We start from the raw sequence: 13,435 nt of genomic DNA, 5'->3' as shown, positions 1-13,435 counted from the left end.
CATAGGTCGAAGTCCGACTTATGCTTTTTTTACATTTGCATCATCTGCTGTAGAATATAACTGCATAATTAATTGAAAATTTCGCATTAAAGACAAATATAGACATTGTCAGAATGTTTGTATAGAATAGATTATGTTAGTAAAATAATTTCCAATGTCTGATGGGAGGATGTATTATGAATATCCATGAATATCAAGGGAAAGAAATCTTAAGAAAGTACGGTGTAGCTGTTCCGAAAGGGAAAGTAGCCTTTTCTCCAGATGAAGCAGTAAAGGTCGCAAAAGAAATAGGTGCTAACGTAACTGTTGTTAAAGCACAAATCCACGCTGGGGGCCGCGGAAAAGCGGGTGGAGTAAAAATTGCTAAAAACCTTGATGAAGTCCGTTCATATGCTAAAGAATTGATAGGTAAAATATTAGTTACACACCAAACAGGTCCTGAAGGTAAGGAAGTAAAACGTCTATACATTGAAGAGGGTTCAGATATTCGTAAAGAATATTACTTAAGTTTAGTATTAGATCGTGCAACTTCTCGCGTCACTATGATGGGCTCTGAAGAGGGCGGTATGGATATTGAAGAAGTGGCAGAGGAAACACCGGAAAAGATTTTTAAAGAAATAATTGATCCAGTGACGGGCTTACAACCATTCCAAGCGCGTCGTATGGCGTTTAATATGAATATTCCTGCAAAGCTAGTGAATAAAGCTGTGAATTTAATGCTAGGTCTATACCAAGCATTTATCGATAAAGATGCATCAATCGTAGAAATTAACCCATTAGTTGTAACGGGTAGTGATGAAGTAATGGCACTTGATGCAAAATTCAATTTTGATGGAAATGCATTATATCGACATAAAGATATTGTTGAATTACGTGATTTTGATGAAGAAGATCCGAAAGAAATTGAAGCTTCAAAATATGACTTAAGCTATATATCTTTAGAAGGAAATATAGGTTGTATGGTTAATGGTGCGGGGCTTGCGATGGCAACGATGGATACAATAAGTTATTACGGCGGCAAACCGGCGAACTTCTTAGACGTTGGGGGCGGTGCGACAGCTGAAAAAGTTACAGAGGCATTTAAAATTATTCTATCTGATGTAAATGTAAAAGGTATTTTTGTAAATATTTTCGGTGGAATAATGAAATGTGACATTATTGCAGAAGGTGTTATTACAGCTGCAAAAGAAGTAGGCTTAGCGGTACCATTAGTCGTTCGTTTAGAAGGGACAAATGTAGAGCTAGGTAAACAATTATTAAATGAATCTCGTTTAAATATTGTCGCTGCTGATTCAATGGCAGATGGCGCACAAAAAATTGTGGAATTAGTAGGCTAAGGAAGGCGGGGAGAAAAATGGGTGTTTATATTAATAAAGATACAAAAGTCATCGTGCAAGGAATTACGGGTGAAACAGCACTTTTTCATACAAAACAAATGCTTGAATATGGTACAAAAATTGTAGCTGGTGTTACACCAGGTAAAGGTGGTCTTGAAATCGAAGGCGTACCTGTTTTCAACACAGTACAAGAAGCGGTAGATGCTACGGGGGCAAACGTATCAGTTATTTATGTACCAGCACCATTTGCTGCTGATGCAATTTTGGAAGGCGTTGATGCTGGACTAGATTTAACGATTTGTATTACAGAGCATATTCCTGTACTAGATATGGTGAAAGTGAAACGTTATATGGAAGGTAAGAAAACTAGACTAGTAGGACCGAACTGCCCAGGTGTTATTACAGCGGATGAATGTAAAATTGGTATTATGCCAGGTTATATTCATACAAAAGGGCATGTTGGAGTAGTGTCACGTTCCGGTACTTTAACTTATGAAGCTGTGCACCAATTATCGCAAGCTGGCATTGGTCAAACGACAGCTGTTGGTATCGGTGGAGACCCGGTAAACGGTACAAACTTCATCGACGTATTATCTGCGTTTAATGATGACCCTGAAACGTATGCAGTCGTTATGATTGGGGAAATTGGTGGTACTGCGGAAGAAGAAGCAGCTGAATGGATTAAAGCTAATATGACAAAACCGGTTGTAGGCTTTATTGGTGGTCAAACAGCACCTCCTGGTAAACGAATGGGACATGCTGGTGCAATTATTTCTGGCGGTAAGGGCACTGCTGCAGAAAAAATTAAAGCGATGAATGCGGCTGGAATTGAAGTAGCAGAAACACCATCTGTTATTGGTGAAACATTAATTCGCGTTATAAAAGAAAAAGGTCTATACGAGAAATGTAAGACACATTAAAATAGAAGGTGTAGCGTATTATACGCTACACCTTTTTCGTAAACAAATTAAATGAACAGCAAATAACAATGCCAGCTCATTCGCGCCAATGTTTGTTTACACTTCTATGCGGTCATTTTTTTCTTCTATATAATATAAGGAGTGATAAAATGACAAAACAATTTAATCTACAACAATTATTAGCATTGCACTACGTATATCCTCTACCGCTAAATAAGCTCCAGCGCCTACTAAAAGAAATACATTCATTACAGAATTTACAATTTGTTCCGATTGAATTGCTTGCCAAAATACTAGGAATGACAGAAAATAAAGCACAAGCTTTGCAAACAAGCTATTTGCGTATAATAAGTACACCGATTGCGGATAGTTATGAAGAACATCAAATTTCTGCCATTCCTTATACAAGTGAATTGTATCCGAAAAGTTTACTACAGCTTATTGATCCTCCAACTGTACTATATGCAAAAGGTGATGTTCGACTTCTAACGGCAAATAAGAAAATTGCTTGCATTGGCTCTCGCAACGCAACAAATTATACTATAACAGCACTGCAAACGATTTTGCCACCGTTAATACAACAAGAATATGTTATTGTTAGTGGTTTAGCAAAGGGTGCAGATACCCTTGCACACCGAGCTACCATCCATTACGGAGGTAAAACAATTGCTGTTTTAGGACACGGCTTCTTTCATTTATATCCTAAAGAAAATAAAGAGATTGCTACACATATAGCGAAGTATCATCTATTACTTTCGGAGTATCCACCGTATGTAGGCCCAAAGAAGTGGCATTTCCCGATGCGTAATCGGATTATTAGCGGCTTGAGTAATGCACTCGTTGTCACAGAGGCAGCTTTGAAAAGTGGGACACTCATTACTACAGAGCATGCACTCGATCATGGGAAAGATGTCTTTGTCGTACCGGGGCCGATTCATTCTGAGCAATCAAAAGGTACAAATAAATTATTAAAAGAAGGAGCAATTCTGATTTGGGACGGGTATCAAATATTAGAGGAATTACAAATGTTTCAAATTAAAAATTGAAAAAAAGTTGCAATCTGTTTAAATCTGTTATACATTTTGCAACAGGTATTGCTTTGAAATCCAATAAGTAACCTCTATAAGGGGGAAAGAATAGATGGCAGATTATTTAGTAATAGTAGAATCACCTGCAAAGGCAAAAACAATTGAACGTTACTTAGGAAAAAAATATAAAGTGAAAGCCTCTATTGGACATGTACGTGACTTACCACGTAGCCAAATGGGAATTGATACGGAAAATAATTATGAGCCTAAGTATATTACAATTCGTGGGAAAGGTCCTGTACTACAAGAATTAAAATCGGCAGCAAAAAAAGTGAAAAAAATCTATCTCGCAGCCGATCCAGACCGCGAAGGAGAGGCAATTGCATGGCATTTAGCGACAGCGCTAAACATTGATATCGAGTCGGACTGCCGCGTTGTCTTCAATGAAATTACAAAAGATGCAATATTAGAAAGTTTTAAACAACCGCGTCCGATTAATATGGATTTAGTAGATGCACAGCAGGCACGCCGTATTTTAGACCGTTTAGTAGGGTATAATATTAGCCCGATACTGTGGAAAAAGGTAAAAAAAGGTTTGTCAGCTGGACGTGTTCAATCCGTATCACTCCGATTAATTATTGATCGTGAACATGAAATTAAAAATTTTGAACCTGAAGAGTACTGGTCGATTGAAGGGAGCTTTGAAAAAGGAGCTAAGCCTTTTGATGCATTATTTTATGGGTCAAACAAAGAAAAAATAAAGCTAACCAATGAACAGCAAGTGAAAGAAGTGTTAGCAAAATTAAAAGGTAATGATTTCACAGTAACTAACGTCGTAAAAAAAGAACGTAAACGAAATGCAGCCCCTGCTTTTACAACGTCTTCATTACAACAAGAGGCAGCACGTAAGTTAAATTTCCGTGCTAAAAAAACGATGATGCTAGCACAGCAACTGTATGAAGGAATTGAGCTGAGTAAAAAGGAAGGCGCGGTCGGTTTAATTACGTATATGCGTACAGATTCAACTCGTATTTCTGATACGGCTAAAGCAGAAGTTGTTGACTATATTGAGAAAAAATATGGGAAAGACTATGTTGTGACCGAAGTTAAGCAAGTGAAAAAGCAAACAAATGCACAAGATGCGCATGAAGCGATTCGTCCAACAAGTACTTTACGTACGCCTGAAGAATTAAAAACAATACTTAGTCGCGATCAACTGCGCTTGTACCGTCTAATATGGGACCGCTTTGTTGCTAGCCAAATGGCACCAGCGATTTTAGACACTGTTACAGTAGATTTGGAAAATGAGGGCGTACAATTCCGAGCAAATGGCTCACAAGTGAAATTCCCAGGATTCATGAAGCTCTATATCGAAGGCTCAGATGATCAAACAGAAGAGACAACTAAACTTTTACCTGTAATGGATATCGGTGATAAAGTAAAATCATTGGAAATTGAACCAAAGCAGCATTTTACACAGCCACCACCGCGTTATTCGGAAGCTCGTTTAGTGAAAACATTGGAAGAGCTAGGAATAGGACGTCCATCTACGTATGCGCCTACTTTGGATACGATTCAAAAAAGAGGCTACGTGCAGCTGGATGCAAAACGATTTGTGCCGACTGAATTAGGTGAAATTGTGCACCAAGCAACGATGGAATTTTTCCCTGAAATCATTAACATTGAGTTTACGGCACAGATGGAACATGATTTAGATAAAATCGAAGAGGGAATCAAAGGTTGGGTCCAAGTTATCGATGAATTTTACCGAGATTTTGAACCTCGTGTTAAACATGCAGATGAGGTAATGGAAAAAATCGTGATAAAAGACGAGCCGGCTGGTGAGGATTGTGACAACTGTGGAGCTCCAATGGTTTATAAACTAGGCCGCTACGGTAAATTTATGGCATGCTCTAATTTCCCAGATTGTCGTAATACAAAGGCAATTATGAAGTTAATTGATGTAAAATGTCCGAGCTGTAAAGAAGGCGAAATTGTCGAACGTAAAAGTAAAACGAAGCGTTTATTTTATGGCTGCAATCGCTACCCAGAATGCGAGTTCGTATCATGGGATAAACCGATTAGTAGACCTTGCCCGAAATGTAGTTCATTATTAGTAGAGAAGAAATTGAAAAAAGGTGTTCAAATCCAGTGTACAAATTCAGACTGTGATTACGAAGAAACACCGTCACAATAGAAGGTTGGTAATAAAAATGTCAGAATTAGTAGTAAACGTTATTGGAGCAGGTCTTGCTGGTAGTGAAGCAGCATGGCAAATTGCTAAGCGCGGCGTGAAAGTTCGACTATATGAAATGCGCCCGGTAAAGCAAACGCCTGCTCATCATACAGATAAATTCGCTGAGCTAGTATGTTCTAACTCATTACGTGCAAACACATTAACGAATGCGGTAGGAGTAATTAAAGAAGAAATGCGCTTGCTTGATTCGATTATTATGAAGGCGGCTGATAATTGCTCTGTACCTGCTGGCGGAGCACTTGCAGTGGATCGTCACGAGTTTGCAGGCTACGTTACAGAAGCAGTGAAAAATCATCCGCTAGTAGAAGTTATTCACGAGGAAGTTACTGAAATTCCAGAAGGTATTACAATTATTGCGACTGGTCCATTAACGTCAAAAGCACTTGCAGAAAAAGTTCAAGGGCTAACAGGAGAAGATTATTTATACTTCTACGATGCAGCAGCACCAATTGTCGAAAAAGATTCAATTAATATGGACAAAGTATATTTGAAATCTCGTTATGATAAAGGGGAAGCAGCATACTTAAATTGCCCGATGAATAAAGAGGAATTCGACCGTTTCCGTCAAGCATTAATTGATGCAGAAGTTGTGCCATTAAAAGAATTCGAAAAAGAAATCTATTTTGAAGGCTGTATGCCAATTGAAGTGATGGCAGCACGTGGCGAAAAAACAATGCTATTTGGACCTATGAAGCCAGTTGGACTGGAAGATCCGAAAACTGGAAAGCGTCCGTATGCAGTCGTACAACTTCGTCAAGACGACGCAGCCGGCACCTTATACAATATCGTTGGATTCCAAACGCATTTAAAATGGGGACCACAAAAAGAAGTACTACAATTAATTCCGGGATTAGAAAATGTAGAAATCGTACGCTACGGTGTCATGCATCGTAATACATTTATTAACTCTCCGAAAGTTTTAAATAAAACGTACCAGTTACGTTCAAATCCAACTATTTTCTTTGCTGGCCAAATGACAGGCGTTGAAGGGTATGTAGAATCAGCTGGTAGTGGATTAATCGCAGGAATTAACGCAGCCCGCTTAGCAAAGGGGCAAGAATTACTTTACTTCCCTGTAGAAACTGCCCTAGGTTCTATGGCACGTTATATTACAGAAGCGGAGTCGAAAAACTTCCAGCCAATGAATGTTAACTTCGGATTGTTCCCTGATTTAGAAGAACGTATTAAGTCAAAAGTAGAACGCGCAGAGCGTCACGCAAACCGCGCTTTAGAAACAATTCGAAATTTTGTGAATTCGCAAACAATTTAATTGCCAAAAGCCTCTAAAAGTTGTTATAATTTTAGAGGCTTTTCTATTTCGTTTTAACAGGATTTTTTTATCTCTTTGTTCAAAAAAAGGATATTATACCACATGTTCATTGAAGAAAAACAACTTTTTTAATATTAACACATATTTTACTTGATAAATTTCTTGTATAGGTATAGTGTCAGTATGTATGTTTTATTGTGCAGTATATAACTTTTGTGCAAACTGTTTTTTTACTATATAGCCTGTGTTTTAATAATTGCTATATATGACTAATACAAAAGCGATTTCTTTTCATTGCCTGTTGAGGGAGGTAGCGTCATATTGATAAATCAACCTTACGATACGTTAGAACAGTTTATTCGTTATGTGCAACTTGAGAAAAATTTCTCATTACATACAGTGCGTGAATATGAATCGGATATTCGTCAATTTTTAATGTTCTTGAAAATAGAAGGTATTGAGGATTTACGTGATGTCGAATATATTCATGCCCGATTGTACGTAACGAAACTTTATGATGAAAAAAAAGCAAGAACATCGATATCAAGAAAAATTTCATCGATACGATCTTTTTTTCGATTTTTAAATAGGGAATTTGAGTTTGACGACGCGCCATTTAGGTCTTTGTATCATCCTAAAAAAGAGGAGCGACTTCCAAGTTTTTTTTATGAAGAAGAGCTTGCGCGTCTTTTTGAAGCGAATGCAGGGAATGATATTAAAGCACTACGAAATATGGCTCTCCTCGAATTGTTATATGCAACAGGTATGCGTGTTAGTGAATGTACGTCGCTAGAGCTATCTCATATTGATTTTCATTATTCAATACTGCGTGTCATGGGGAAAGGTCGGAAAGAGCGGATAATTCCTTTCGGTGAGTTTGCCCACCAAGCTTTAACGAAATATATAGATGAAGCACGTCCGCGTTTAATGAAGAAAACAGAACATCAATTTGTTTTTGTGAATATGCGCGGTGGCGAACTTACGCCAAGAGGAGTACGTCATATATTAAGTGAGATGATTGAAGCAGCAAGTTTGCATATGAAAATTTATCCGCATATGTTACGTCATACTTTTGCGACACATTTGTTGAATAACGGGGCGGATATGCGTACAGTTCAGGAATTACTAGGGCATGCGCATCTTTCTTCAACACAAGTGTATACGCATGTGACAAAGGAACATCTTCGGAATACGTATATGAATGCTCATCCAAGAGCTTAAGGAGGAAAACGTATGGGGCAAATACATGCAACGACGATTTTTGCTATTCACCATAACGGAGGCTGCGCAATGGCTGGCGATGGTCAAGTAACACTTGGCAATGCGGTTGTTATGAAACATACGGCAAGGAAGGTCAGACGTCTGTTTAATGGCAAAGTATTAGCAGGATTTGCGGGATCAGTAGCTGATGCGTTTACATTATTTGAAATGTTTGAATCAAAGTTAAATGAGTACAATGGGAATTTACAACGGGCTGCTGTTGAAGTTGCTAAACAGTGGCGCGGTGACAAAATGCTGCGCCAATTAGAGGCGATGCTTCTTGTGATGGATAAAACAACATTACTACTCGTTTCAGGTACTGGAGAAGTAATCGAACCAGACGATGGCATTTTAGCAATCGGCTCAGGTGGTAATTATGCACTTTCAGCAGGCCGTGCATTAAAAAGACATGCAGGTGAGCATTTAACCGCGACAGAAATTGCAGAAGCTGCATTAACTACAGCAGCGGATATTTGTGTATTTACAAACCATAATATTATCGTGGAGGCGCTATAATGACACATAATTTAACGCCAAGACAAATTTCAGAACACTTAAATCGCTTTATTGTTGGGCAAAATGATGCCAAACGAGCGGTAGCAGTAGCGCTGCGCAACCGTTATCGTCGTTCGCTATTAAGTGATGAAATGAAAAATGAAGTAATACCGAAAAACATTTTAATGATTGGGCCAACTGGTGTTGGTAAAACCGAAATTGCTCGTCGGATTGCAAAATTAACACATGCACCGTTCATTAAAGTAGAAGCAACGAAGTTTACAGAAGTAGGGTATGTAGGGCGTGACGTCGAGTCGATGGTACGTGATTTAGTAGAAGCATCACGTCGACTTGTGAAAGAAGAGATGATGGCGACTGTGCAACCTGAAGCCGAAAAGCTTGCAAATGAAGCGATTGTAAAGTTACTTGCCCCATCGAAGCTAAAAGCGAAAATGCAACAAAACCCTTTCGAAATGCTTTTTGGGCAAAAACAGGAGCAACCGCAGCAAGAAAATACAGCAGAGGAAGCAGAAATCCGTTCCAGACGTGCGCAAATTGCTGCAGATTTAAAAGCAGGGAAGCTTGAAGAGCAATGGGTAACTGTAGAAGTAACAGAGCAAAATACGCCGATGCTTGACATGCCAGGTATGGATATGCAAGCAAGTGGTATGCAAGAGATGTTCTCGAACTTAATGCCAAAGAAAACGAAAAAACGTAAAGTTCAAGTAAAAGATGCGCGTCGTATTTTGATAATCGAAGAAGCGAATAAATTAATTGATACGGAGCAGTTGGCTGCAGAGGCAATAACACGAGCAGAGCAATCCGGTATTATTTTTATTGATGAAATCGATAAGATTGCAAGTAAGAATAACGACTCTTCAGCTGGTGTATCTCGCGAAGGGGTTCAACGTGATATTTTACCGATCGTTGAAGGCTCTACTGTGACAACGAAGTATGGACCAGTAAAAACTGATTATATGCTATTTATCGCCGCGGGTGCTTTTCATATTTCGAAGCCGAGTGATTTAATTCCTGAATTGCAAGGTCGTTTCCCGATTCGTGTCGAACTTGAAAAATTAACGAAAGCTGATTTCGTACGTATTTTACAAGAGCCGGATCAATCACTTATTTTGCAATATAAAGCTCTTCTCGAAACAGAAGGGATCACAATCAACTTTACTCATGAAGCGATTGATCGAATAGCAGAAATTGCGACTGAGGTAAATCAAGAAACGGACAATATTGGTGCGAGACGTCTGCATACGATACTAGAACGTTTACTTGAGGAGCTTTCATTTGAGGCACCGGAAATTGCTCCGGCGCATATCGACATTACCCCTGCGTATGTCGAACAAAAACTAGGGTCCATTGTTAAGAATAAAGATTTGTCACAATTTATCTTATAATCGGAGCCGAATTAGTGTATATAAATTATAAAAACCTTTAGAATATTAAGTAAATATCGAAACAGCCTGTAGGAGGATCATATAAATGAATTTATTAGCAAAAACACGTAAAATTAACGCCATGCTTCAAGCATCGGCAGGTAAACCAGTAAACTTTAAAGAAATGGCCGATACTTTAGGGGATATTATTGATTCCAACGTTTTTATCGTAAGTCGTAAAGGTAAACTTTTAGGATTTTCGATTCATCAACAAATTGAAAATGACCGTATGAAAAAAATGTTCGAAGAGCGCCAATTCCCTGAAGAGTATACAAATAAATTATTCAATGTAACGGAAACGTCTCAGAATATCGATGTTCATAGTGAATATACAGCGTTCCCAGTAGAGAACAAAGATTTATTTGCTTCAGGCTTAACTACAATTGTACCGATTATTGGTGGTGGTGAGCGACTAGGTACATTAATCCTTGCCCGTATTAACGATGAATTCAAAGATGACGATTTAATTTTAGCTGAATATGGAGCTACAGTAGTAGGTATGGAAATACTACGTGAAAAATCAGAGGAAATTGAAGAAGAAGCACGTTCAAAAGCTGTTGTACAAATGGCGATTAATTCATTATCTTACTCTGAATTAGAAGCGATTGAGCACATCTTTGAAGAATTAGATGGTAACGAAGGGTTATTAGTTGCATCTAAAATTGCTGATCGCGTAGGAATCACACGCTCAGTTATTGTAAATGCTTTACGTAAACTTGAATCTGCTGGTGTAATTGAATCACGTTCTTTAGGTATGAAGGGTACTTATATTAAGGTTCTTAATGATAAATTTTTAGCAGCTTTAGCAGAAATTAAAATGAAATAATAAATAAAGATTTAGGTTTCGTCTTTGAAAGATGAGACCTATTTTTTTATGGTTCTATAATATTTGTTGGGGGTATTCGCACGATTTCACAAAAAAAAGCACAAGCTCACTCTTTTTTATATACTTGAATTGTCGAGAAACAAGAGATAAAAAGGTGAGTTGTGCTATATGGATATTAACATGAATATCCCAGGATTAAAAGATGTCATCATTGATCAGATAGAGGAATAGAAGGAACGCATCGTTCTGTACATTTCTCGTTCATCACTTTAACTTGGGGTTGATTTCCGTTCCAAATTTATTTGCGACAGGAGCAGTTGAGCGCTTTCCGGGGGGCGTCTGATGAGCCGCTTCAGGCCAACATGACGTTGGTCACGAAGGCGTTGTCACACGATGTGACGATTTTAGCCTTCGTTCCTATTTCACGCTAATCCCCCAGGAAGCTTTGCTCTGTAGCGAAAGGCATAGCCGACAGCTACACTCGCCCAACCTCCACTCCAATCAATACTCACATTATAAACTGTCACCCCTAATTTTGTGGGGAACCGTTTTTACAAAAAAGGAATGCACTTATCCGGCATGTTGCCAAAAAAACAAGTAAAATACATGAATATCGGATACAGAAAATTAAGCTCCTAAAATAGTTTGAACGCCTTACGATTTTATTTTATAAGCGTCGTCGTATGCCTGTACTAGTGGCAAACGTTTTTCTGAGAACACTACTTTTATAGACCGCTATAAGCTTTTTTCTAAGGAATGGAATCAGGTTGTTCGAATTCGTTCAGTAAAAGCGAAAACATTTAAAGAAGCCGGTGAAGTACTGGACACTTCTTCTACAACAGTGATTCGTCGCTTTAAACAGTTGGCGACAATACATCCAAGCGGCGTTCAGTTACCACGCGCTATTGCAGTTGATCATTGCCGATGCCGGAACTCATGCGCCAATTGATATTTTGCGGAACCGTCGTAAAGAAACCATTAAGCAGCATTTACAAGAGAATGGAGCCAATGTAGAAATTGTCGTAATGGACATGAACCCAAGCCTTTAAGGAAGCTGTGAAAAAGGCATTGAATCGACCAGTTATTGTCGCTGATCGCTTTCATTACTGTCGCTACATTCACTGGGCAGTGGATGAAGTACGTCGTAAAGTGCAGAAAGAATGGCATGCATATGATCGCAAAAAAGCGAAAAGAATGCGTTACATATTACACAAATCATCTGAGGCTTTAACACCGAAAGAACGCTGGTATTTAAACCGATACATCAACATGTCACCAGAATTAAAAGAAGCGTATGAATTAAAAGAACTGTATAAGAAATGCAAGAGAGTGCGAAAGAAGAACAGAACATTTCTGTAGTGAAAGCTGGTTTAGAAGCTTTTTACCGTAAGGTAGAGAAACTAAAATCCGGCATTTTTAAAAGCAATCAAAACGTTTAATAATTGGCAAGTTGAAATTCTGAATAGCTATGCGTTCGGTTTCGAATGGTTTTTTTAGAAGGGATTAATAATACTTCTAAAGTCATAAAAAGAAACGCTTATGGTTTTCGAAAGTATGAGCATTTTAAAGCAAAGATATTATTGAATTATGTATATAAAAATGTAGGAGTGTATCTTGGTTAGACAGATTACGTTGATTGGAGCGAAGGGCAGCCGACTTCTGCGGGAACAGCAAATTACTATCTGTGATGAAAGCATAGCGGAAGTCACAATGTTTTCTGCGGCGAAAGCACAGCGACAGTCGCACGGGCGGAAAATCAAATTGTTTCGGTTCCATCCGAAACAATTTAGTTGGAGCCGTGCCCGCGAAAAGCGTGCTGCCCTGAGCGGAAATCAACCTCTTTCGCAAGAAAGAGTGCAGTGAGATTATTCACTACACCCCAACATTTGAATTATAACCTTTTTATTAAGAAAATTTATTCGGTTATTAGTAGTTGGCGGAAAAAGATTACATTTTAATGATACTTTCCTAATAATGATTCTAAAATACCGGAAAACTATTCCAGAATAATTGTCGAATAATGTCGATTAATAGTTGAGGAACGGGGAATTTGAATAATATCGTAATTTTAACAAGAAAAATAGTACCTATATACTATTAAAATACGACAAAAGACAATAGACACTCTGGATTATATTAATTACAATTAAACTATTGAAATAATTCTGGAAGTAACAGTATTTTACATAAAAGAGGTGAATGGTTTGGACTTATTTGGTGGAACTATTAGTAGCCTGGAAAATGGACTTTCCTATGCAACATTAAAAAATAAAACAATTGCAAATAATATTGCGAATGTTGACACACCAAACTACAAAGCTAAGGATGTAAGCTTTAAACAAATGTTAAATGATGCACAACAGTCATCGATTACGGCGAATCGTAATGATGTAAGACATTTTGATTTTTCTATTAAACAATCGAAGCCGGGTGTATATAGCTACGAAAATTTCCGCGCGCGTCATAATGGCAATGGTGTCAATATGGATGCAGAGCAAGCGAGTTTAGCTGAAAATACAATCTATTACAATGCATTAATTGATCGAGTTAATGGGAAGTTAAATTCATTGAATACAGTAATTAAAGGAGGGAAATAA

General features: G+C 38.1%; 12 protein-coding genes and 1 pseudogene. All 13 read left to right on the top strand.

The window, feature by feature from the left end; all coding sequences use genetic code 11:
- Window positions 1-176: 176 nt before the first annotated feature.
- The 13 genes and pseudogenes from sucC to flgB all read left to right on the top strand — a co-directional run bounded on the left by sucC (window position 177) and on the right by flgB (window position 13,435).
- The gene (gene sucC, locus AAFN87_RS08810; RefSeq protein WP_347790672.1) at window positions 177-1,337 is read left to right on the top strand and encodes an ADP-forming succinate--CoA ligase subunit beta; all 1,161 of its coding nucleotides are present in this window, start codon (window positions 177-179) and stop codon (window positions 1,335-1,337) included.
- 17 nt (window positions 1,338-1,354) lie between these two features.
- On the top strand, window positions 1,355-2,257 hold the full coding sequence (gene sucD, locus AAFN87_RS08805) for a succinate--CoA ligase subunit alpha (RefSeq protein ID WP_347790671.1): 903 nt from the start codon (window positions 1,355-1,357) through the stop codon (window positions 2,255-2,257).
- Window positions 2,258-2,406: 149 nt separating this feature from the next.
- Complete coding sequence (gene dprA / locus AAFN87_RS08800; RefSeq protein WP_347790670.1) at window positions 2,407-3,303, top strand: DNA-processing protein DprA; 897 nt, start codon at window positions 2,407-2,409, stop codon at window positions 3,301-3,303.
- Between the two features lie 94 nt (window positions 3,304-3,397).
- Entirely contained in the window at window positions 3,398-5,482 is a 2,085-nt protein-coding gene (gene topA, locus AAFN87_RS08795; RefSeq protein WP_347790669.1) for a type I DNA topoisomerase, read from the top strand.
- A gap of 16 nt (window positions 5,483-5,498) precedes the next feature.
- A complete protein-coding gene (gene trmFO / locus AAFN87_RS08790; protein WP_347790668.1) occupies window positions 5,499-6,812 on the top strand; it encodes an FADH(2)-oxidizing methylenetetrahydrofolate--tRNA-(uracil(54)-C(5))-methyltransferase TrmFO in 1,314 nt (437 codons plus the stop codon).
- Window positions 6,813-7,133: 321 nt separating this feature from the next.
- Window positions 7,134-8,033: a tyrosine recombinase XerC gene (xerC, locus tag AAFN87_RS08785; RefSeq protein ID WP_347790667.1), complete on the top strand. Its 900-nt coding sequence runs from the start codon at window positions 7,134-7,136 to the stop codon at window positions 8,031-8,033.
- 12 nt (window positions 8,034-8,045) lie between these two features.
- Window positions 8,046-8,588 (top strand): ATP-dependent protease subunit HslV, encoded by a 543-nt coding sequence (gene hslV / locus AAFN87_RS08780; protein ID WP_347790666.1) that lies wholly within the window; start codon window positions 8,046-8,048, stop codon window positions 8,586-8,588.
- Window positions 8,588-9,973: an ATP-dependent protease ATPase subunit HslU gene (hslU, locus tag AAFN87_RS08775; protein ID WP_347790665.1), complete on the top strand. Its 1,386-nt coding sequence runs from the start codon at window positions 8,588-8,590 to the stop codon at window positions 9,971-9,973. The genes hslV and hslU overlap by 1 nt, the downstream gene beginning before the upstream one ends.
- 85 nt (window positions 9,974-10,058) lie before the next feature.
- Window positions 10,059-10,838 carry a GTP-sensing pleiotropic transcriptional regulator CodY gene (gene codY, locus AAFN87_RS08770; RefSeq protein WP_347790664.1) on the top strand — a complete coding sequence of 260 codons (780 nt, stop codon included), beginning with the start codon at window positions 10,059-10,061 and terminating at the stop codon, window positions 10,836-10,838.
- Between the two features lie 875 nt (window positions 10,839-11,713).
- Window positions 11,714-11,887 (top strand): transposase, encoded by a 174-nt coding sequence (locus tag AAFN87_RS20050; protein WP_481886468.1) that lies wholly within the window; start codon window positions 11,714-11,716, stop codon window positions 11,885-11,887.
- 4 nt (window positions 11,888-11,891) lie between these two features.
- Window positions 11,892-12,197 (top strand): annotated as a pseudogene (locus AAFN87_RS08765) (transposase); the annotation flags it as partial.
- A 125-nt stretch (window positions 12,198-12,322) separates the two neighbouring features.
- The gene (locus tag AAFN87_RS08760; RefSeq protein ID WP_481886462.1) at window positions 12,323-12,460 is read left to right on the top strand and encodes a transposase; all 138 of its coding nucleotides are present in this window, start codon (window positions 12,323-12,325) and stop codon (window positions 12,458-12,460) included.
- A 582-nt stretch (window positions 12,461-13,042) separates the two neighbouring features.
- Window positions 13,043-13,435 (top strand): flagellar basal body rod protein FlgB, encoded by a 393-nt coding sequence (gene flgB, locus AAFN87_RS08755; protein ID WP_347790663.1) that lies wholly within the window; start codon window positions 13,043-13,045, stop codon window positions 13,433-13,435.

This window comes from Solibacillus sp. CAU 1738, assembly GCF_039888725.1.
Lineage (GTDB): Bacteria > Bacillota > Bacilli > Bacillales_A > Planococcaceae > Metasolibacillus.
The sequence above is the reverse complement of the archived record's forward strand: the minus strand, read 5'-3'. Positions and strand labels throughout refer to the sequence as shown.